This window comes from Nocardioides sp. Z13_37, assembly GCF_058355585.1.
In genome coordinates this window covers 327,081-347,257 of the sequence record NZ_JBZGDV010000004.1, presented here as the reverse complement: position 1 = coordinate 347,257, position 20,177 = coordinate 327,081, and the positions used below count along the sequence as shown (strand labels likewise).

The following is a 20,177-nucleotide window of genomic DNA, read 5'->3' as shown; positions in this document are numbered from 1 at the left end:
ACCGTACAAGACCACACACGCGCAAAAGACGAACACACATGTTCGCGTCCACTAAGCAGTTCCCAACCAACAAACCCATCGGGTTTGATTGAGTTGACAAAGTTACGGCGGCCATAGCGAAACGGGAAACACCCGGTCCCATACCGAACCCGGAAGTTAAGCCTTTCAGCGCCGATGGTACTGCAACCGAGAGGTTGTGGGAGAGTAGGACGCCGCCGGACATACATTTGGCAGGGGCCACCAGTGATCTGGTGGCCCCTGCGTCATTTTGCGGCGCGTATGAGTAGCGTTGACCCCGAACGGGGACCCACGCGTGGAGAAGGGAAGTGCGGCTGTGGCCGAGGATCGTCGAGGACAGCGACCGGCACGAGGCGGGACCGGCGCCGGCCGAGGAGGCTCGTCCGCCGGCGGCCGCGGCGGCTCCAGCTCGCGCGACGGCCAGCGCGGTGACTCCCGCGATGGCAGCAAGCGCGGCGACGCGCGCGGCGCGAGCCGCTCCGGCGAGGGCCGCGGCGCATCGGGCCGTCCGTCGTCCGGGGGCAAGCCGTCGGGCGGCAAGCCCGCCAGCGGGGGCGGGAAGCGCCCCGAGCGCGGTCAGGAGCGATCGTTCCGCGGCCGCTCCGACCAGGCGCCGCGCACCGTCGACCAGGCGGCCTACGACGGACCCGACCTGCCCGAGGGCATCACGGGTGCCGAGCTCGACCGGGGCGTACGCGCGCAGCTCAAGGGCCTGCCCGAGAAGCTCGCCGCCCGGGTGGCCAGGCACCTCGCCGCCGCCGGTGTGTTCATCGACCAGGACCCCGAGCTCGCCTACCGTCACGCCCTGGCAGCGCGCGCCCGTGCGTCGCGGATCGCGGTCGTGCGCGAGGCCGCCGGCGAGACCGCCTACGCCGCGGGACACTACGCCGAGGCGCTGTCGGAGCTGCGTGCGGCGAAGCGGATGAACGGCGCCACCGACTACCTGCCGATCATGGCGGACTGCCACCGTGCGCTGGGCAACCCCGAGCAGGCCATCAAGCTGGCCAAGAGCCCGTCGGTGGTCAACTTCAGCACCGAGGCGAAGGCCGAGATGACGCTGGTCGAGGCCGGCGCACGGCGTGACATGGGCCAGCTCGACGCAGCCCTGCGCACCCTCGAGCTCGCGCCGCTCACCTCCAAGAGCCGGGCTCCCTGGGTGGTGCGCCTGCGCTACGCCTACGCCGACACGCTCGAGGCCGCCGGCCGCGAGTCCGACGCGCTGGCGTGGTTCCACCGCACGCACGCGATCGACTCCGAGGAGCTGACCGACGCCGCGCAGCGCGCCGACGCCCTGGAGCGCCGCCAGTCCTGACCGGGCAACCGAGGCGGCACGTAGCCAGCCCCAGTCCAGCTCTCAGTCCAGCCCGCAGTCCAGTACTGCGGGCTGGCGCGACGGGCCGTTCGGCGTGATCGCTGGCGCTCGGACGCCACATGCGTCACAATGGAGCCCTAATCACATACGTGTCACTCGACTCTTGTTGAGCACTGACGACAGACCGCTGGGGAAGGCGCATCTGGAGCGTCGGAACTCAAGGAGGTCACCGTGACCACACGCATTGCTTCCCGTCCGGACGGTCCGGCCACGAGGGGCATCCTCTACGTGCACTCAGCTCCCTCCGCACTCTGCCCGCACATCGAGTGGGCCGTGGGCGGAGTCCTTGGCGTGGCCGTCTCCCTCGACTGGACGCCGCAGCCGGCCCAGCCGGGCTCCTACCGCGCCGAGCTGTCGTGGACGGGCTCGGCCGGCACCGCCGCCGCCGTCGCGTCGGCGCTGCGCGGCTGGAACCACCTGCGCTTCGAGATCACCGAGGAGCCGACGAGCTCGACCGAGGGCACCCGCTTCTCCTGCACCCCCGACCTCGGCATCTTCCACGCGATCACCGGACCCCACGGCGACATCCTGATCCCCGAGGACCGGCTCAAGGCGGCCGTCGTCAAGGCAGCCCTCGGCGACACCACGCTGCTGCTCGAGATCGACCAGCTGCTCGGCAAGCCCTGGGACGACGAGCTGGAGACGTTCCGCCACGCCGGAGAGGGCGCTCCCGTCCGCTGGCTCCACCAGGTCGTCTGAGCGCGGCGCGCCGGGGGAACGGCCCCTGGCGCCCCCAACAACGCCCAGACAACTCACCGAGAGGCCCTGAGCGGCGCGTGAGGCCCGCTCAGTGCCCCGGGCGGGACCGGGCCAGGGCCTCGACCGCGCGGCCCGTCTCCGGGCCCCAGAGCACCCGCCGGGCGGTGCAGGCGTCAGAGCGGGATGTTGCCGTGGCGCCCGCGGCGCACGCCCGCGGTGTCGATCTCGTGGCGGATCGCGTGCGCGATCGCGCTGCGGGTGCGGGCGGGCTCGACGACCTCGTCGACCACCCCGATCTCGACGGCCTTGTCGACGCCGCCGGCGATCCGCTCGTGCTCGGCGGCCAGCTCCGCCTCCACCTGCGGACGGATCTCCGGCGAGACCTCCGCCAGCCGGCGGCGGTGCAGGATCCGGATCGCGGCCACGGCCCCCATCACGGCGACCTCGGCGCCGGGCCAGGCCAGCACGCGCGTGGCCCCGAGCGAGCGGGCGTTCATCGCGATGTAGGCGCCACCGTAGGTCTTGCGGGTCACGAGCGTCACCCGCGGCACCACGCACTCGCCGAACGCGTGCAGCAGCTTGGCGCCGCGTCGTACGACGCCGTCCCACTCCTGGCCGACGCCGGGGAGGTAGCCCGGCACGTCGACGAGCACGATCAGCGGGACCCCCAACGCGTCGCACATGCGCACGAAGCGTGAGGCCTTCTCGGCCGACAGGGAGTCGAGGCAGCCGCCGAGCCGCAGCGGGTTGTTGGCGACGACGCCGACGGTGCGGCCGCCGAAGCGGCCCAGGGCGGTGACGATGTTGGGCGCCCACCGGGCGTGGAGCTCCTGCATGGTGCCCTCGTCGAGCACCCCGTCGACGAGCGGGTGGACGTCGTAGGCGCGCTTCTTCGACTCCGGCAGGAGGGCCTCGAGGTCGCGGTCCTCCACGGAGTCGGCGGCCAGGCTGCCCTGGGCGCCGAGGAGCGAGGCGACCGTGCGGGCGCGGTCGAGCGCCTCGCGCTCGGACTCGGTGAGGATGTGCACCACGCCGGAGCGCCGGCCGTGCGGCTCGGGCCCGCCGAGGCGGAGCATGTCGACGTCCTCGCCGGTGACCGAACGCACCACGTCGGGGCCGGTGACGAAGATGCGGCCCTCGGGGCCGAGGATGACCACGTCGGTGAGCGCGGGCCCGTAGGCGGCGCCGCCGGCGGCCGGGCCGAGCACGACCGAGATCTGCGGGATCACGCCGGAGGCCTGCGTCATCACCTGGAAGATGCGGCCGACGGCGTGGAGGGACAGCACGCCCTCGGCGAGGCGGGCTCCACCGGAGTGCCACAGCCCGATGATCGGGACCCCGTCGGTGATCGCGCGGTGGTAGGCGTCGACCACCACCCGGCAGCCCACGTCGCCCATCGCGCCGCCCATGACGGTCGCGTCGCTGCAGAACGCCACCACGGACGTGCCGTCGACGCGACCCACCGCGGCGAGCATCCCGGAGTCGTCGTCGGGGGTGATCAGCTCGAGCGTGCCCTCGTCGAGCAGCGCGGTGAGCCGGTGGACCGGGTTGCGGGGGTCCTGCTCGCGGGGCAGCTTGGCGGGCTTGGTGGCCGTCGTCGTCATCAGGATCCTTCCGAGTTCCCCGCGGTGTCGTCCGGGAGAGTCGCGAGCGGGGCTTCGTGGGTGGGGGTGGGGCTCAGACGCTGCCGAAGGCCACGGCGACGTTGGCGCCGCCGAAGCCGAAGGAGTTGTTGAGCGCCACGATGTCGCCGTCGGGCAGGTCGCGCCGCGCCGTCGGGATGTCGAGGTCGACCTCGGGGTCCAGGTCGTCGAGGTTGATCGTGGGCGGGCTGACCCGGTCGCGGAGGGCCATCACGGTCGCGACCGCCTCCAGCGCGCCGGCTCCGCCGAGCAGGTGTCCGGTCATCGACTTGGTGCTCGTGACCACGCAGCGGTCGACGTGCTCGCCGAGCACGGTGTGGAGCATGAGGCCCTCGGCGATGTCGCCCTTCGGCGTGGACGTGGCGTGGGCGTTGACGTGGACGACCGTGGCCGGGTCGACGTCGCCCTCGCGCAGCGCCATCTGGATCGCGCGGGTGCCGCCGCGACCCTCGGGGTCGGGCTGGGCGATGTCGTGGGCGTCGTTGCTGATGCCGGCGCCGCGCACCTCGGCGTAGATCGTCGCGCCGCGGGCCCGGGCGTGCTCCTCGGACTCGAGCACGAGCACGGCACCGCCCTCGCCGAGGACGAAGCCGTCGCGGCCGGTGTCCCAGGGGCGCGAGACCGTCGTCGGGTCGCCGCCGTCGTCGCTGGCGGTCTTGGACAGCGCCATCATGTTGGCGAACGCCGCCATGGGAAGCGGGTGGATCGCGGCCTCGGTGCCGCCGGCCAGCACGACGTCGGCGCGGCCGAGGCGGATCAGGTCGACGGCCATCGAGATGGCCTCGTTGCCCGACGCGCACGCGGAGGTGGGCGCGTGCACGGCGGCGCGGGCGCCGTACTTGAGACTGACGTTGGCGGCCGGCGCGTTGGGCATCAGCATCGGCACGGCCAGCGGGGAGACCCGACGGGCGCCCTTCTCGAGCAGGGCGTCGTAGTTGGCCAGGAGCGTGGTGACCCCGCCGATGCCCGAGGCGATGGCCACGCCCAGGCGCTCGGGCTCGAGGCCGGAGCCCTCCAGGCCCGCGTCGGCCCACGCCTGGTCAGCGGCGACCATGGCGAACTGGCTGGAGCGGTCGAGCCGGCGCGCCTTGACGCGCTCGAGGACCTCGGACGGCTCGACGGCGACCCGGCCGCCGATCTTCACCGGCAGCTGGTCGACCCACTCGTCGGTGAGGCGCACGATGCCGGAGGTGCCGGACAGCATCGCCTGCCACGTGGAGGCGACGTCCCCGCCGAGGGGGGAGGTGGTGCCGAGGCCGGTGACGACTACGCGGGTCGAGGGCATCAGGTGAGGTTCCGTTCTCGCGGGGTTGGTGGTTCCTGGGTCACGGGGGCCGGGCTGGACTCCGGCCACCCGTGACGTGAGGGGATGAGCGTCAGCCCTGGGCGCGCTCGATGTAGGCGACGGCGTCGCCCACGGTCTTCAGGTTCTTGACCTCGTCGTCGGGGATGGTCACGCCGAACTTCTCCTCGGCGGCCACGACGACCTCCACCATGGAGAGCGAGTCGACGTCGAGGTCGTCCACGAAGGACTTGTCCAGCTGGACGTCGTCGGCGTCGACGCCGGCCACCTCGTTGACGATCTCAGCGAGGTCGGCACGGATTTCTTCGGTGCTGGCCATGGGGCCTTCCCTTCTTGTTGTGTGGGTGCTGCTCGGTATGTGCGTCGTGCGGGTCTGTGGGGGGATGCTCGGTGCGTCTCGTCGTGCGCCTCGTCGTGCGCCAGCGCAGGTGCCGGGTCAGGGGACGGTGACGACCTGCGCGGCGTAGGCCAGGCCGGCGCCGAAGGCGATGAGGAGGGCGGTGTCGCCGCTGCGGGCGTCGCCCTCGAGCATCATCCGGTCGAGGGCGAGCGGCACCGAGGCCGCCGACGTGTTGCCCTGGTCGGCGATGTCGCGGGCGATCCGCACGTGCTCGGGCAGCTTCATCGAGCGCGCCATCGCGTCGATGATGCGCATGTTGGCCTGGTGGGGGACGAAGACGTCGAGGTCGTCGGCGCTCACGCCGGCGGCGTCCAGGGCCTGCTGGGCGACCTTGGCCATCGTGAAGGAGGCCCACCGGAAGACCGGGTTGCCCTGCATCGTCAGGTGCGGCATCACGCCGGACCCGGGCGTGTCGTCGTCGCCGACGACATCGCGCCAGTCCTCGCGCTGGCGGATGAGGTCGTACTGCTCGCCGTCGGAGCCCCACACCACCGGGCCGATGCCGGCGACGTCGCTCGGGCCGATCACCGCGGCGCCTGCGCCGTCGGCGAAGATGAAGGCGGTGCCGCGGTCGCTCATGTCGGTGATGTCGGAGAGCCGCTCGACGCCGATCACCAGGACGTGCCCGGCACTGCCGCCGCGCACCATGTCGGCTCCGAGCGCGACGGCGTGGCAGAAGCCGGCGCACGCGGCCGAGATGTCGAACGCCGCGGCGTGGTCGGTGCCGAGCTCGGTGGCGATCGCCGGGGCGATGGCCGGGGTCTGGAGCAGGTGGCTGACCGTCGCGACGACGACGCAGTCGATCTGCTCGGGGCTGATGCCGGCGCGCTCGAGGGCCTGCCGCGAGGCGGCGACGCTCATCATCTGCACCGTCTCCTCGGGGGTGGCGAAGCGGCGCGTGCGGATGCCCGAGCGCTGCTGGATCCACTCGTCGCTGGAGTCGATCGCCTCGACCACCTCGGAGTTGGGCACGATGCGGGAGGGGCGGTAGACGCCGAGGCCGAGGATGCGGGCGTGGGCGGCGCCGGTCGCCGCGGTGATCGCCGCCATCAGAGCGAGGCCTCGGGGTGCAGGCGCAGGAGGGGCTGGCCGGGGGAGACCAGGTCGCCGTCCTCGACGAGCCACTCGACGACGGAGCCGCCGTGCGGCGCGGTGATGTCGGTGCGGTCGCGCAGGCTGGCCACCGCGCCGATCGTGGCGCCGGGCGCGAGCAGGTGGAGCTGGGCGGCCTCGGCGGAGAGGTGGAAGGTGCCCTTGGCGGGCGAGACGATCATCCGCCAGGTCGGGGTGGTCTCGATCATCGAGGCCTCGCCGTGCTTGTCGCAGAACTCGCGGGCCGCGTCGAGCTGGTCGGGCGTCTTGAGGGCGAAGGTCTCCACGCCCTTGAGCGCGCGCTTGGCGATGCCGGTCAGCGTGCCGGCGGGCGGCATCTCCAGGATGCCGGTGACGCCGAGGTCGCCCATCGTCTCCAGGCAGAGGTCCCAGCGGACCGGGTTGGCGATCTGCCCGACGATGCGGCGCAGCACGTCCCGACCGTCGTGGACCACCTGGCCGTCGCGGTTGGAGATCACCGGGGTGCGCGGGTCGTGGGTGGAGACCGAGCGGGCGAGGGAGGCGAGGCGGTCGACGGCGGGGGCCATGTGCTCGGTGTGGAACGCTCCCGCGACGCTCAGCGGCATGAGCCGCGCCTTGGCGGGCGGGTCGTCGGCGAACGCGGCCAGCTGCTCGGTCGTGCCGGCGGCGACGACCTGCCCGGGACCGTTGTCGTTGGCGGCGGTGAGCCCGTGGCGCTCGATCGCGGCGAGGACCTCGTCGCGGTCGCCACCGAGGACGGCGGTCATCCCGGTGGCGGTGGTGGTGGCCGCGTCGGCCATCGCGTTGCCGCGCTCGCGCACCAGCACCATCGCCTGCTCGGCGGTCATCACCCGCGCACCCGCCGCGGCGGTCAGCTCGCCGACGCTGTGGCCGGCGACCGCGCCGATGCGGGCGAACGCGTCGCCCGGGTGCGGGAAGAGGTCGAGTGCCGCGACCAGGCCGGTCGCCACGAGCAGCGGCTGGGCGATCTTGGTGTCGCGGATGGTCTCGGCGTCGGCCTGGGTGCCGTAGTGCGCCAGGTCGACGTCGGCGACGGTCGCCAGCCAGTCGAACCGCGCGGCGAAGGTGGGGTCCTCCAGCCAGGGCGTGAGGAAACCGGGGGACTGGGCCCCTTGGCCGGGGGCGACGATGACGAGCACACGCCCACTCTGCCGGGTCGGGGCCGGGCGCCGCTGGTCCGCCGCCCACGAATCTGACCCCCGGATCCTTGTAGGGTTCCTACAACTCCGTGCGTCCGGACTGGCGTCCCAGGATCAGGGCGAGCTGGAGCGCGAACGCCTCGCGGGGACGCGTCGGCGACCAGCCGGTGGTGTCGGTGATCTGGCGCAGCCGGTAGCGCACGGTGTTGGGGTGCACGAAGAGCGCACGCGCGGTCGCCTCGATCGAGGAGCCGTGCTCGAACCATGCCCCGAGCGTCTCGAGGAGGGTGCCGCGAGCCTTGACCAGGGGAAGGTAGACCTCGTCGACGAGGTGGCGGCGCGCGTGCCCGTCGCCGGCCAGTGCCCGCTCGGGGAGCAGGTCGCGGCTGGCCACCGGTCGGGGGGCGTCGGGCCAGCCGGTGGCCGCCCGGTGGGCGGACAGGGCGTCGCGGGCCGAGGCGCTGGCGTGGGCGAGGTCGGCGGTCACCTGCCCCACCACCACCGGGCCGTCGCCGAAGTGCTCGAGGAGCCGGGTCGCGGCCTGCAACGGGTCGCTCACGCCGCCCAGCACGACGACCAGCCGGTCGCCCTGCGTGGCGCACAGGGCGTCCATCCCGCCGGCGCGCGCCGAGCGGCGTACGGACTCGAAGACGTCGAGCTCCGCGCGGTGCGGAGGCGTGGAGCCCAGCACCACGGCGACGTCGCCGTGGGCTCCCCAGCCGAGCGCGCTCGCTCGGGAGAGCACGGCCTCGTCGGCCTCGGCCCGCACGACCGCGTCGACCACCAGGGCCTCGAGGCGGGCGTCCCAGGCGCCGCGCGACTCCGCGGCGCGGGCGTAGACGGCGGCGGTGGCGAAGGCGACCTCGCGGGCGTAGCGCAGCACCGCGTCGTGCACCTCGCGGGCGTCCTCGGGGTGGAGGAGCGCGTCGATGGTGGTCTCGACGACCCGGATGCTCAGCCGCACCAGCTCGACCGTCTGCTGGAGCGAGATCACGCCGGTCAGCTCGCGGGGCGCGGCGCCGAACACGACCACGTCGAGCGGGTCGTGCGCGGACGCCTCGATCTCCCGGTCGTACCAGTCGACGAAGCCGCGGATGCCGGCCTGGACGATGAGCCCGACCCACGACCGGTCCTCCGCGCTCAGGTCGTCGAACCACGGGAGGTCGGTGGACATCCGGGCCGTGGCGGCCGTGCTGAGCGCTCCTGTGGAGTTGCGCAGCGCCTCGGCTGCGCGACGTCTGGACGCGGACACGGCACGACTGTAGTGGGACCGGCCGGGTAGTGGGATTCCCACCAAGCGCACCGACGCGACGCGGACGGCTCCCGCGGTGTGGGCTGCCGCGTGGGCCGATGGTCACGAGTCCGCATCGGTGCGAGCCGGACGGGGTACGTGGTCATCCACTCTGGTTGAATCCGCGACAGTCCGCGCCCGCGGCCGAGTGGGAGGTCGAGAGTGTCCCGCAAGAGCACCCCGCAGGTCGAGCACGTGACCGTGCACGGCCACCGGCGCGCCTTCGTCCGTGCCGGATCGGGCCCCGTGGTGCTGCTGCTCCACGGCCTCGGGTGTGACCACACCACCTGGGACCCGGTGATCACCTCGCTGTCGCGGACCCACACCGTGCTCGCGCCCGACCTGCTGGGACACGGCGCGTCCGACAAGCCGCGGGCCGACTACAGCGTCGGCGGCTATGCCAACGGCATGCGCGACCTGCTGACGGTGCTCGGCATCGACACCGCGACGGTGGTCGGGCACAGCTTCGGCGGGGGAGTGGCGATGCAGTTCGCCTACCAGTACCCCGAGCGCACCGAGCGCCTGGTGCTCGTCGGGTCCGGCGGCCTCGGCCCCGAGGTGCACCCGGCCATCCGCGCGATCACCACGCCGGGGTTCCACCAGGTGATGGGCGTGCTCGCCGCACCGGGCCTGCGCCACGCCGCCACGACCACCCTCCGTGTGCTCGCGGGCACCGGGGTGGCCCGGCTGCGCGACCTCGACGAGGTCGCGGCGATCTACGACTCGTTCAAGGACCCCAGCGCCCGGGCGGCGATCCGCCACGTCGTGCGGGCCGTCGTGGACTGGAAGGGCCAGGTCGTCACGATGGCCGACCGGGCCTACCTGACCGAGGCGATGCCGATGTGCGTCGTGTGGGGCTCCGACGACATGGTCATCCCGGCCCGCCACGCCGACACCGCCCGCGCCCTCGCGCCGACCGCGCGCGTCGAGATCATCCCCGACGCCGGCCACTTCCCGCACCGCGACCACCCCGAGCGGTTCGCCAGGATCGTGCGCGACTTCATCCGCACCACGGAGCCCAGCCGCCACGATCGCGACCGGTGGCGCGAGCTGCTGCACGGCGGGGCGCCGGTCCCGCCGGCCGAGGCGCGGGCCGGCGACGCGCCGGTCGTGCCGCTGGACGACGTACGCGCGACGCCCGCCTGACCCGGACGGTGCTCCGGGTCGGGCGGGCGTCGGCGCTCGTGGGACGTCGGCGAGCCGTCAGGCGTCGCCGCCCTCCTGCTTGATGTCCTGGGTCGCGGTGGGGTCGTCGATCCGGTAGCGCTGGGCGGCCTCGACGACCTTGTCCACCGGGAAGTCGCCGGCGTCGGCCAGGGCCTGGAGCGCCTGGACGACGACGCTGACCGCGTCGATGTGGAAGAACCGCCGGGCGGCCGGGCGGGTGTCGGCGAAGCCGAACCCGTCGGCACCCAGGACGCGGTAGTCGGCCGGCACCCAGCGGGCGATCTGGAGCGGGACCGCCCGCATGTAGTCGGACACGGCGACGACCGGGCCCCGCACGTCGGCGAGCTTGTCGCTGACGTAGGGGGTGCGGCGCTGCTCGCCCGGGTTGAGCAGGTTCCACTGCTCGGCCGCGGCACCGTCGCGGGCCAGCTCGTTCCACGACGTGACCGACCACAGGTCGGACTGGACGCCCCAGTCCTCGGCGAGCAGGCGGGCCGCCTCCTCGATCCACGGGTAGCCGACGCCCGAGGCCATCAGCTGGACCCGCGGGCCCTCACCCTCGGCGGAGCCGACCTTGTGGATGCCCCGCAGGATCCCCTCGACGTCGACGTCGTCCGGCTCGGCGGGCTGGGAGACCGGCTCGTTGTAGACGGTGAGGTAGAAGATGACGTCCTCGCCGTGGCCCTCGGGCCCGCCGGTGCCGTACATCCGCTCGAGGCCGCTCTGCATGATGTGGGCGATCTCGTAGGCGAACGCGGGGTCGTAGTGCACGACCGCCGGGTTGGTCGCCGCCAGCAGCGGCGAGTGGCCGTCGGCGTGCTGGAGGCCCTCGCCGGTGAGCGTGGTGCGGCCGGCCGTGGCGCCGATGAGGAAGCCACGGGCGAGCTGGTCGGCCATCGCCCAGATCGAGTCACCCGTGCGCTGGAACCCGAACATCGAGTAGAAGATGTAGAACGGGATCATGTGCTCGCCGTGCGTGGAGTACGCCGAGCCGGCGGCGGTCGCCGACGCGACGGCACCCGCCTCGGAGATGCCCTCGTGGAGCATCTGGCCCTGCGCGGACTCCTTGTAGGACAGCAGCAGCTTGCGGTCGACTGACTCGTACTGCTGCCCGCCCGGGTTGTAGACCTTGGCGCTCGGGAACATCGAGTCCATGCCGAAGGTGCGGTACTCGTCGGGCGCGATCGGGACGATGCGCTCGCCGATGCCGGGGTCCTTCATCCAGTCGCGCAGCTGGCGCACGACGGCCATCGTGCTGGCGATCTTGTTCTTGCCCGAGCCCTGCTTGAGCTCGGCGTACATGTCGTCGCCGGGCAGCTTGAGCGCGGAGGCGCGGTTGACGCGGCGCGGGATCGAGCCGCCGAGGGCCCTGCGGCGCTCGAGCATGTACTCGATCTCGGGGGCCTCGGAGCCGGGGTGGAAGAACGGGGCGCCGCCCGTCTTCTCGTACGACTCCTCGAGGTCGCGGTCGCTGATCGGCAGGTAGAGCCGGTCGCGGAACTTCTTGAGGTCGCCCAGGGTGAGCTTCTTCATCTGGTGGGTGGCGTTCTTGCCCTCGAGGGCGTCGATCGTCCAGCCCTTGATGGTGTGGGCGAGGATCACCGTCGGCTGGCCGGTGTGCTTGGTCGCGGCGTCGAAGGCGGCGTAGACCTTGCGGTAGTCGTGGCCGCCGCGCGGCAGCTTCTCGATCTGGGAGTCCGACATGTGCTCGACCATCGAGCGCAGACGCGGGTCGCCGCCGAAGAAGTGCTCGCGGACGTAGGCGCCGTCCTCGGTGGAGTAGGTCTGGAACGCGCCGTCGGGCGTGGAGTTCATCTGGTTGACCAGGACGCCGTCGACGTCGCGCGCCAGCAGCGCGTCCCACTCGCGGCCCCACACGACCTTGATGACGTTCCACCCGGCGCCGCGGAAGTTGGCCTCGAGCTCCTGGATGATCTTGCCGTTGCCGGTGACCGGGCCGTCGAGCTGCTGGAGGTTGCAGTTGATGACCCAGGTGAGGTTGTCGAGCTCCTCGCGCGCCGCGACGCGGATGGCGCCGAGCGACTCGGGCTCGGCCATCTCGCCGTCGCCCATGAACGCCCACACGCGCTGCTGGTCGGTGTCCTTGATGCCGCGGTTGTCGAGGTAGCGGTTGAAGCGGGCCTGGTAGATCGAGTTGATGGCCGTGAGGCCCATCGACACGGTCGGGAACTCCCAGAAGTCGGGCATCAGGCGCGGGTGCGGGTAGGACGGCAGGCCGGCGCCCTTGCCGTGCTGGACCTCCTGGCGGAAGCGGTAGAGCTGCGTCTCGCTCAGCCGGCCCTCGAGGAACGCGCGGGCGTAGACGCCCGGCGAGCCGTGGCCCTGGATGTAGACCTGGTCGCCGCCGCCCTCGTGGTCCTTGCCGCGGAAGAAGTGGTTGAAGCCGACCTCGTAGAGGCTGGCCGAGGACTGGTAGGTGGCGATGTGGCCGCCGACCTCGAGGCCCTTACGGTTGGCCGAGGACACCATCACCGCGGCGTTCCACCGGATGAAGGCGCGGATGCGGCGCTCCACCTCCTCGTCGCCGGGGAACCACGGCTCGCGCTCGGGCGGGATGGTGTTGATGTAGTCGGTCGAGCGCAGCGCCGGCACGCCGACCTGCTTCTCGCGCGACCGCTCGAGCAGTCGCAGCATGAGGTAGCGGGCCCGGTCGCGGCCGCGGTCGTCCAGCATCGCGTCGAACGACGCGAGCCACTCCTGCGTCTCGTCGGGATCGATGTCGGGCAGCTGGGTCGGGAGGCCCTCGTGGATGACCGACGCGATGGCCGGGTTCTTGCTGGACTTCTCGCTGGACTTCTCGGCGTCACTCACCTGCTCATCGTGTCACGCTCCACCGCGCCACGAAATCTACCGGCGGGTAGTCCCACCGCGCGCGCGGGCGCGCGCCGTCGGAGCGCCGTCCCGAGGCCTCCGGTCGGCCGCGGGAGGGCGGGCGTACGCACGCTCGGACAACGCACGGGGGTGGGCCGGGGTTGCGGCGCCTGCCGTGTTCCTGTGGACTGTGCGCACCGCCTGGCCACAACGGTCGGGCACCCGGACATGGGAGGCACTGCGTGAGCTCGACGGTGGGCGATTCTGCCCCGGTGACAGGAGCGGGGGACCGGCTGGGGCTCAAGCCCGGCATGGTCGTCCAGGAACTCGGCTGGGACAACGACACCGATGACGAGCTTCGCGTCGCGGTCGAGGACACGATCGACGCCGACATGGTCGACGGCGACTACGGCAACGTCGTCGACGCGGTCCTGCTGTGGTGGCGCGACGACGACGGTGACCTCGTGGACGGCCTCGTCGACGCGCTCACCGACCTCGTCGGCGGCGGGTCGATCTGGCTCCTCACCCCGAAGGTCGGCCGGCCCGGCACCGTGGACGCGGCCGACATCGCCGAGGCGGCCCCGATCGCGGGGCTCGCGCAGACGACCACCGCGGCGGTCAGCAAGGACTGGCAGGCCACCCGGCTGGTCGCCCCGAAGACCCCCGCGTGACGGCTCGCGCCGTCGCCTCGACCCTGGTGGGTCGGGCGTCCGGCGCGGCCACCACCGTCCGCGTGCTGGGCCGCTCGGGCGTGATCCGCCCCTACGGCCCGCGCACCTTGCTCGACCTCGGGCGCACGGTCGTGCTCTGGGGCACCGGCCCCGCCGGCGGCTTCGCCAGCCTCGCCGCCCGCGCCCCGCACCAGGTCGGGATCGTCGACGACCTCGGCGAGCTCACCTGGGGCGAGCTGCACCGGCGCTCCAACTCGCTGGCCCGCGCGCTGGCCGAGCGCGGCGTCGCCGAGGGCGACGCGGTGGCGATCATGTGCCGCAACCACCGCGGCTTCGTCGAGGCGTCGGTCGCGGTCGCCAAGCTGGGTGCCGACATCCTCTACCTCAACACCGCCTTCGCCGGACCCCAGCTCGTCGACGTGCTCGCCCGCGAGGCGCCGCGCCTGGTCGTGCACGACGAGGAGTTCACCGGCCTGCTCGCCGGCGCGGAGGTCGGGCGCCGCGTGCTGGCGTGGACCGACGACCACGCTGGCGATGCCGGCGCCGGGGGCGCGGCGAGCGGGGAGACCCTCGAGCGGCTGGTGGCGGCGTACGACGAGGGCGACCTGCACCCGCCGGCCCGCCACGCCCGGGTGGTGATCCTGACCTCGGGGACGACCGGCACGCCCAAGGGCGCCCCGCGCCCGGAGGCGGGGGTCGACGCGGCGGTGTCGCTGCTCTCGCGGATGCCGCTGCGGGCCGGACGCCGCACCCACATCGCGGCGCCGCTGTTCCACACGTGGGGCTTCGCCCACCTGGCGCTGTCGATGCTGCTCGGCTCGACGGTCGTGCTGCGGCGCGGCTTCGATCCGTGGCAGGCCCTGCGCACCACCGAGTCCGAGCGCTGCGAGTCGCTGGTCGTGATCCCCGTGATGCTCCAGCGGATGCTCGCCCTCGACCCTGCCGAGCTCGACCGCGTCGACCTGTCCCGCGTGCGGATCGTCGCGTCGTCCGGGTCGGCGCTGCCGGCGACGCTCGCGGGGGAGTGGATGGACCGCTTCGGCGACAACCTCTACAACATCTACGGCTCGACCGAGGTCGCCTACGCATCGGTGGCGACGCCGCAGGACCTGCGGGCCGACCCGACGTCCGCGGGCCGCCCACCCCACGGCACGGTCGTGAGGATCCTCGACGACGCCGGCCACGAGGTCCCGCGCGGCGAGACCGGGCGGATCTTCGTCGGCAACGGCCTCCTCTTCGAGGGCTACACCAGCGGCGGGTCCAAGGAGGTCGTCGACGGGCTCATGTGCTCCGGCGACGTCGGCCACCTCGACCGGGCCGGCCGGCTGCACGTCGCGGGCCGCGACGACGACATGATCGTCTCCGGCGGCGAGAACGTCTTCCCGCAGGAGGTGGAGGACTGCCTGGTCGCGCACGAGTCGGTGGGGGAGGTCGCCGCCGTCGGTGTCGCCGACGAGGACTATGGTCAGCGTCTGCGTGCCTTCGTGGTGCGCACCGGCGAGGTCTCGGAGGACGACCTGCGCGAGCACGTGCGGGCCAGCCTGGCCCGCTACCAGGTGCCGCGCGAGATCATCTTCGTCGACGAGCTCCCGCGCAACGCGACGGGCAAGGTCCTCAAGCGTGACCTGGCCCGGTGGGACGAGAAGAAGGACGGCGAGGAACCAGCGTGACGAGCAACGGACTGTGCATGGGTGGCGAGGCTCCCGACTTCACGCTCCGCGACCAGTTCGGCCAGGACGTGCGGCTCAGCGACTTCCGCGGCCGCAAGGCGGTCGTGCTGATGTTCTTCCCGTTCGCCTTCTCCGGCGTGTGCACCGGCGAGCTGTCGGGGGTCCGCGACCGGCTCGACGAGTTCCTCACCTTCGACACCGAGGTGCTGGCCGTCTCCTGCGACTCGGTCTACGCGCTGCGCACCTTCGCCGACGCCGAGGGCCTCAACTTCCCGCTGCTGTCCGACTGGTGGCCCCACGGCGCAGTCACGTCCGCCTACGAGGTCTTCGACGAGACCAAGGGCGCCCCGCGCCGCTCGTCCTACGTCATCGACCGCGAGGGCCGGCTGCGCTGGTCGGTGCACAACGCCAGCCTCGACGGTCGTGACCTCGACGAGCACCTGCGCGAGCTGCACGCGGCTCTCTAGCGTCGTTGCACGCCTCCGGGCCGCTGCGGTCTAGACAGATCATCCCCTTTTCCGCGATTCGTGGCCCCCCTTTTGGGGGGCCATGTACTGTTGTCCTTGTTGAACCGCTGGTGACCCGAGACGCCAGCGGTTCAACTCATTTCCGGGCAAGGTCCCGGACACGGCCCCCGGGCAAGGTCCGGGGCGCGCGACGCCCCGCTCCGATCGGTTGCCGGGCGCGGTGCGCGGTCCCGTAGGGTGTGCCACTGCGCGTCGGTAGCTCAGCGGTAGAGCACTCGGTTTACACCCGAGCGGTCGGCGGTTCGAAACCGTCCCGACGCACCCCTCTCGTGCCCCTCTCCGTCTCGTGGGCGTCCGGTCCTCGACGAGGGAGTCGGATGAGAGGCCTCTCATCGCGGCCTCACGATCGGCTCACGCCGCGGCCGCACGCTTGTCGGGCACCGGGGCCGCACCGGCCCCCCGACGAGAGGAACCACGATGAGGAAGATCCTCCCCACCACGCTGCTCGGCGTCGCCGGCCTGACCGCCTTCGGCCTGGTCGCCATGTCGTCGCCGGTCGTCTCCTCGACCGCGGACGAGGTCACCAAGCGCGAGGACGACGCGCCGTCACTCGTCCTGGTCGCCGACGACGACGATGACGACACCAACGACGATGACGACGACACCCGGACCAACAGCCCGTCGTACACCGGCCAGAGCCGCGACACCGACGACCACACCAACAGCCGCGTCACCGACGTGAGCCGCGACCGCGACAGGAGCCGCGGCGACAAGACCCGCGACTGGACCCGCGACGGGGGCGACAAGACGCGGGACAAGACCGCCAACCACACCAACGACCGCAGCCGCAACGACACCCGCCGCTGATCGGTGCCGGGGAGGGAGGCGACACCATGGGCAGGAACGACGACGGCTGGCACCTCGCCGAGGGCGAGCTCCTCGCGCCCGGGCTGGGTGCGCTGCGCCGCCTCGGCGGAGGGGCGGCCTACGAGGCGTGGCTGTGCTTCGACGAGGTGACGTGGTCGCCCGTCGTCGTGAAGGTGCTCCGTCCCTCCCAGCTCAAGGACGGGTCCTCCCGGCGCGGCCTGCGCCGAGAGGTCCTCGCCCTCACCACCGTCAATCACCCGGTGGTCGTGCGCGGCCTCCGTGACGGGCAGCACGCAGACCGGCCCCATGTGGTGCTCGAGCACGTCGACGGACCCCGCCTCTCCAGCCTGGTCCGCCGCTACGGACGGCTGCAGGAGCAGCAGTACCTCCCGCTCGCCATCGACGTCGCCTCGGCCCTCCACTACTTCCGCCACATCGGGTGGACCCACCTCGACATCAAGCCGAGCAACGTCATCATGGGAGCGCCGGCCCGGCTCATCGACCTCTCGGTCGCGCGGCCGGTCGAGGACGCCCGCCGGCTGCGTCACCCGATCGGCACGGACGCCTACATGGCCCCCGAGCAGTGCGACCCGGGCGCGGCGCGGGAGCACGGCGGCGCGGTGCCGTCGTTCGCCTCCGACGTGTGGGGCCTGGGCGCGACGCTCTTCCACGCCGTCGCGGGTCGGCGCCCGTTCGCACCCGTCGATCCCGACTCCGGCGACGTGCGCCGGCGGTTCCCCCAGCTCGTCGACGCACCCGCCGCGCTGCCCGACGACGTCCCTGCGGTGGTCGCCGAGACGATCCACGCCTGCCTGCAGCGCGAGCCCGACGCCCGCCCGATGCCGCACGAGGTTGCCGAGGCACTGGAGCCGGTGCTCGCGGGGCTGCCGCGGGGTTCCCTCGCCGGGTTCAGGATCCGGGGCTAGCCACCCCGACACCCCCGCTCGCACATCCTGCTCAGGCGTCGAGGCGGTAGCCGACCCCGCGCACGGTGGCGATCGTGCCGGGGCCGAGCTTCCTGCGGAGGTAGCCGACGTAGACGTCGACGACGTTGGAGCCGGGATCGAAGTCGTAGCCCCACACCAGGTCGAGCAGCTGCTCGCGGGTGAGGACCTGGCCGGGGTTGAGCAGGAAGATCTCGGCGAGCGCGAACTCGCGGGCGGACAGCTCGCAGTCGCCGTGCGGACCGGAGATGCGGCGCGTGCGCCGGTCCAGGCGCAGGGCGCCGGTCAGCAGGTCGTCCCCGGCGGGCGCGTCCGGCGGGGCGAGGGAGCGCAGCCGCAGCCGGGTCCGCGCCATCAGCTCGGCGAACCGGAACGGCTTGGCCATGTAGTCGTCCGCGCCGCTGTCGAGCGCGGTGACGGTGTCGGTCACCGAGTCGCGGGCCGTGAGCACGATGACCGGCATCCGGCTGCCCTGCGAGCGCAGCTGGTCGAGCACCTCGAAGCCGTCGATGCCGGGCAGCCCGATGTCGAGGACCATCAGGTCGTAGCGGCCCGACAACGCCTCGTCGAGGCCGCTGGGACCGTCGGTGGCGACGGTGGGCTGGTGGCCCTCGGCCCGCAGGCCCTTCGCCACGAACGAGGCGATCCGCTCCTCGTCCTCCACGATCAGGATCTGGGCCATCGTGCGTCCTTCCTCTCGGTGTCGCTCGTCGGCTCCGCCGCCCGGTCGGGCAGCACGACCTCCACGTGTGCGCCCCGAGGCTCGGCGTCGGCGATGCGTACGTCGCCGCCGTGGGCGTCGGCGATCGCGCGCACGATGCTGAGCCCCAGACCGAAGCCGTCGTCGCCCACGCGCACCTGGCCTCGGCCGAAGCGCTCGAGCACCACGTCCCGGTCCTCGACCGGGATGCCGTCGCCGGTGTCGCGGACCCACAGGCGGACGGTGCCGCCCTCGCGCGCGGAGCCGATCGCGACCACGTCACCGGGGTCGGTGTGCTTCACGGCGTTGTCGGCGAGCTGGAGCAGTGCCTGGGTGAGGCGCTGCTCGTCGAGCACCGCTCGTCCGGTCGCGACGCCGTCGAGGCACCAGTCCCGCTCGCCGAGCGCGGTGGCCTTGGCGAGCACCGTGCGCGTGAGGTCGGCCAGGTCGACCTGACGGAGGACGAGGAAGTCGGGGCGACGACTCTTGGCGAGCAGGATCAGGTCGGTCACCAGCCGCGACATCCGGTCGACCTCGTCGAGCAGCAGCTCGCGTGTCTGGGCGAGCTCTGCCGGGTCCTCGTGCTCGAGCAGCTCGAGGTGGCCACGCAGCACCGTGAGCGGGGTCTTGAGCTCGTGGCCGGCGTCGTCGAGGAACTGGCGCTGGGCGGCGAACCCGGCGTCGAGGCGCTCGAGCATGCCGTTGATGGTGCGGGTGAGGGCGGTGATGTCGTCGTTGCCGCGCTCGGGGATGCGACGGGAGAGGTCCGTCGCGGTGATCTCGCGGGCGGTGCCCTCGAGGGTGCGCAGCGGAGCGAGCAGCCGCCCCGACTGCAGCGCCGCGACGGCGGTGATGAGCCCGAGTGACAGCAGCGCGATGAGCGTGTAGGTGCGCAGCGTCCGGTCGAGCTCCTCGTGCTCGTCGCGGAGGAAGTTGACGAGCACCAACGAGCCGTCGCCCTGGGTGTTGGTCACAGGGACGAGGGTCACCCAGGTCTCGCCGAACGTGGGGGAGTCGATCACCCGCGTGCCCCCGACTCCCTCGAGGTCGGCCAGGGCGTCCTGGTAGGCGGGTTCGTCGAGGACCTCCTGGCCGTAGCGGTTGACCGTCCGCTCGGGGACCTGTCCGCGGACGTAGCCGACGAGCATCTCGTCGTCGTCGGGGACGTTGCGGGTCAGGAAGACGTTGAGGACGCGGCCGACGTCGTCGAAGGGCTCCCCGGAGTTGGGGTCGGTCCGCAGCGCGCGGAACTCCGCGATCTCCTGGCTGATCTGGTCACTGACCTGCCGCTCGATGCGTGCGGACTCCAAGGCGTACACCAGCACCCCCGCGCCGGTCATCGCCGCCGCGGTGAGCACGGCGATGACGACGGCGATGCGGGTGCGGACCGAGACCTGGGTGAGGCCGCGGCGGTCGCCGTCAGTCGTCCCCGTCGTCCCCGTCCTCCCGGTCGTCCCCGTCCCGGTCATCGCTGTCGTCATCACCCGGCCCGTCGTCTGCCCCGTCGTCCCGCTCGTCGTCGTCATCCTCCCGGACCGGCGTCGGCTGCGGCGTCACGACCCGTGCGTCGTCGTCGTCGCGCTCGCTCGCGCCGTCCGGTCCGTCGCCGTCCGGTCCGTCGCTGTCCGGTGCGTCGCCGGGCGGACCCGACGACCGGTCCGGCGACTGGGCCGGCGGGTCGGCGGGGACGCTGCTCGGCGGGTCGGTCGGCGCGTCGCGCAGGATCACGGGGCTGTGGTCGGTCGGTGCGGGAGCCCCGGGCGAGGCGAGCGACCCGGCGACGTAGGCCGTCACCGGCACCACCACCGCCAGGAGCAACAGCACCTTCGTCACCCGTCCCATGGCGCGATGGTGGCCGCCTGCCGTGGGGTCGGTGTGAGAGGCGGATGAGAGCTTTCT

Annotated in this window: 18 protein-coding genes, 1 tRNA gene and 1 rRNA gene; 10 read left to right on the top strand and 10 right to left on the bottom strand. The window is 72.7% G+C overall.

Annotated features, from left to right (window positions below; all coding sequences use genetic code 11):
• Positions 1-103 precede the first annotated feature (103 nt).
• The 3 genes from rrf to AC4H2S_RS12855 all read left to right on the top strand — a co-directional run bounded on the left by rrf (position 104) and on the right by AC4H2S_RS12855 (position 2,089).
• Positions 104-221: ribosomal RNA gene (rrf, locus tag AC4H2S_RS12865) — 5S ribosomal RNA — on the top strand.
• Between the two features lie 113 nt (positions 222-334).
• Positions 335-1,330, top strand: coding sequence for a tetratricopeptide repeat protein (locus AC4H2S_RS12860; protein ID WP_491497370.1), 996 nt, complete (start codon positions 335-337; stop codon positions 1,328-1,330).
• Positions 1,331-1,561: 231 nt separating this feature from the next.
• Positions 1,562-2,089: a DUF3145 domain-containing protein gene (locus tag AC4H2S_RS12855; RefSeq protein ID WP_489976239.1), complete on the top strand. Its 528-nt coding sequence runs from the start codon at positions 1,562-1,564 to the stop codon at positions 2,087-2,089.
• A gap of 173 nt (positions 2,090-2,262) precedes the next feature.
• Here AC4H2S_RS12855 and AC4H2S_RS12850 read toward each other — a convergent pair whose 3' ends face one another.
• The 6 genes from AC4H2S_RS12850 to AC4H2S_RS12825 all read right to left on the bottom strand — a co-directional run bounded on the left by AC4H2S_RS12850 (position 2,263) and on the right by AC4H2S_RS12825 (position 8,921).
• Entirely contained in the window at positions 2,263-3,693 is a 1,431-nt protein-coding gene (locus tag AC4H2S_RS12850) for an acyl-CoA carboxylase subunit beta (protein WP_491497369.1), read from the bottom strand.
• A 73-nt stretch (positions 3,694-3,766) separates the two neighbouring features.
• Positions 3,767-5,017, bottom strand: coding sequence for a beta-ketoacyl-[acyl-carrier-protein] synthase family protein (locus tag AC4H2S_RS12845; protein ID WP_491497368.1), 1,251 nt, complete (start codon positions 5,015-5,017; stop codon positions 3,767-3,769).
• A gap of 91 nt (positions 5,018-5,108) precedes the next feature.
• Positions 5,109-5,354, bottom strand: coding sequence for an acyl carrier protein (locus AC4H2S_RS12840; protein ID WP_172260204.1), 246 nt, complete (start codon positions 5,352-5,354; stop codon positions 5,109-5,111).
• Between the two features lie 117 nt (positions 5,355-5,471).
• The gene (locus AC4H2S_RS12835; RefSeq protein WP_491497367.1) at positions 5,472-6,485 is read right to left on the bottom strand and encodes a beta-ketoacyl-ACP synthase III; all 1,014 of its coding nucleotides are present in this window, start codon (positions 6,483-6,485) and stop codon (positions 5,472-5,474) included.
• Entirely contained in the window at positions 6,485-7,669 is a 1,185-nt protein-coding gene (locus tag AC4H2S_RS12830) for an acyltransferase domain-containing protein (protein WP_491497366.1), read from the bottom strand. The genes AC4H2S_RS12835 and AC4H2S_RS12830 overlap by 1 nt, the downstream gene beginning before the upstream one ends.
• A gap of 79 nt (positions 7,670-7,748) precedes the next feature.
• Positions 7,749-8,921, bottom strand: a complete 1,173-nt coding sequence (locus tag AC4H2S_RS12825; protein ID WP_491497365.1) for a PucR family transcriptional regulator — start codon at positions 8,919-8,921, stop codon at positions 7,749-7,751.
• A gap of 201 nt (positions 8,922-9,122) precedes the next feature.
• Here AC4H2S_RS12825 and AC4H2S_RS12820 point away from each other — a divergent pair, with 201 nt between their 5' ends.
• Positions 9,123-10,106, top strand: coding sequence for an alpha/beta fold hydrolase (locus tag AC4H2S_RS12820; RefSeq protein ID WP_491497364.1), 984 nt, complete (start codon positions 9,123-9,125; stop codon positions 10,104-10,106).
• Positions 10,107-10,163: 57 nt separating this feature from the next.
• Here the strand turns inward: AC4H2S_RS12820 and aceE are convergent, their stop codons facing one another.
• Complete coding sequence (aceE, locus tag AC4H2S_RS12815) at positions 10,164-12,959, bottom strand: pyruvate dehydrogenase (acetyl-transferring), homodimeric type (protein ID WP_491497363.1); 2,796 nt, start codon at positions 12,957-12,959, stop codon at positions 10,164-10,166.
• A gap of 272 nt (positions 12,960-13,231) precedes the next feature.
• Between aceE and AC4H2S_RS12810 the strand changes: the two genes are divergently transcribed.
• The 6 genes from AC4H2S_RS12810 to AC4H2S_RS12785 all read left to right on the top strand — a co-directional run bounded on the left by AC4H2S_RS12810 (position 13,232) and on the right by AC4H2S_RS12785 (position 17,560).
• Positions 13,232-13,630 carry a DUF3052 domain-containing protein gene (locus tag AC4H2S_RS12810; protein ID WP_491497362.1) on the top strand — a complete coding sequence of 133 codons (399 nt, stop codon included), beginning with the start codon at positions 13,232-13,234 and terminating at the stop codon, positions 13,628-13,630.
• Positions 13,627-15,300 carry an AMP-binding protein gene (locus AC4H2S_RS12805; RefSeq protein WP_491497361.1) on the top strand — a complete coding sequence of 558 codons (1,674 nt, stop codon included), beginning with the start codon at positions 13,627-13,629 and terminating at the stop codon, positions 15,298-15,300. The genes AC4H2S_RS12810 and AC4H2S_RS12805 overlap by 4 nt, the downstream gene beginning before the upstream one ends.
• Positions 15,297-15,767, top strand: a complete 471-nt coding sequence (locus AC4H2S_RS12800; RefSeq protein WP_491497360.1) for a peroxiredoxin — start codon at positions 15,297-15,299, stop codon at positions 15,765-15,767. The genes AC4H2S_RS12805 and AC4H2S_RS12800 overlap by 4 nt, the downstream gene beginning before the upstream one ends.
• A 249-nt stretch (positions 15,768-16,016) precedes the next feature.
• A tRNA-Val gene (locus AC4H2S_RS12795) sits at positions 16,017-16,088 on the top strand.
• Between the two features lie 156 nt (positions 16,089-16,244).
• A complete protein-coding gene (locus AC4H2S_RS12790) occupies positions 16,245-16,634 on the top strand; it encodes a hypothetical protein (protein WP_491497359.1) in 390 nt (129 codons plus the stop codon).
• Between the two features lie 26 nt (positions 16,635-16,660).
• Positions 16,661-17,560: a serine/threonine-protein kinase gene (locus AC4H2S_RS12785; protein ID WP_491497358.1), complete on the top strand. Its 900-nt coding sequence runs from the start codon at positions 16,661-16,663 to the stop codon at positions 17,558-17,560.
• A 31-nt stretch (positions 17,561-17,591) separates the two neighbouring features.
• On the opposite strand, the gene AC4H2S_RS12780 is transcribed toward AC4H2S_RS12785, so the two are convergent.
• Genes AC4H2S_RS12780 through AC4H2S_RS12770 form a run of 3 tightly spaced genes read right to left on the bottom strand, consistent with a single transcriptional unit; the run spans position 17,592 to position 20,120 of the window.
• Entirely contained in the window at positions 17,592-18,260 is a 669-nt protein-coding gene (locus tag AC4H2S_RS12780; RefSeq protein ID WP_491497357.1) for a response regulator transcription factor, read from the bottom strand.
• Positions 18,245-19,759 (bottom strand): sensor histidine kinase, encoded by a 1,515-nt coding sequence (locus AC4H2S_RS12775; protein ID WP_491497356.1) that lies wholly within the window; start codon positions 19,757-19,759, stop codon positions 18,245-18,247. Before AC4H2S_RS12775 ends, AC4H2S_RS12780 begins: the two co-directional genes overlap by 16 nt.
• A complete protein-coding gene (locus tag AC4H2S_RS12770; RefSeq protein ID WP_491497355.1) occupies positions 19,698-20,120 on the bottom strand; it encodes a hypothetical protein in 423 nt (140 codons plus the stop codon). The genes AC4H2S_RS12775 and AC4H2S_RS12770 overlap by 62 nt, the downstream gene beginning before the upstream one ends.
• Between the last annotated feature and the right edge of the window lie 57 nt (positions 20,121-20,177).

Bases quoted from the DNA above. Each gene is read 5' to 3' on its own strand.
- AC4H2S_RS12850 (WP_491497369.1), bottom strand. From the start codon at position 3,693: ATGACGACGACGGCCACCAAGCCCGCCAAGCTGCCCCGCGAGCAGGAC.
- AC4H2S_RS12845 (WP_491497368.1), bottom strand. From the start codon at position 5,017: ATGCCCTCGACCCGCGTAGTCGTCACCGGCCTCGGCACCACCTCCCCC.
- AC4H2S_RS12840 (WP_172260204.1), bottom strand. From the start codon at position 5,354: ATGGCCAGCACCGAAGAAATCCGTGCCGACCTCGCTGAGATCGTCAAC.
- AC4H2S_RS12835 (WP_491497367.1), bottom strand. From the start codon at position 6,485: ATGGCGGCGATCACCGCGGCGACCGGCGCCGCCCACGCCCGCATCCTC.
- AC4H2S_RS12790 (WP_491497359.1), top strand. From the start codon at position 16,245: ATGAGGAAGATCCTCCCCACCACGCTGCTCGGCGTCGCCGGCCTGACC.
- AC4H2S_RS12785 (WP_491497358.1), top strand. From the start codon at position 16,661: ATGGGCAGGAACGACGACGGCTGGCACCTCGCCGAGGGCGAGCTCCTC.
- AC4H2S_RS12780 (WP_491497357.1), bottom strand. From the start codon at position 18,260: ATGGCCCAGATCCTGATCGTGGAGGACGAGGAGCGGATCGCCTCGTTC.
- AC4H2S_RS12775 (WP_491497356.1), bottom strand. From the start codon at position 19,759: ATGACGACAGCGATGACCGGGACGGGGACGACCGGGAGGACGGGGACG.
- AC4H2S_RS12770 (WP_491497355.1), bottom strand. From the start codon at position 20,120: ATGGGACGGGTGACGAAGGTGCTGTTGCTCCTGGCGGTGGTGGTGCCG.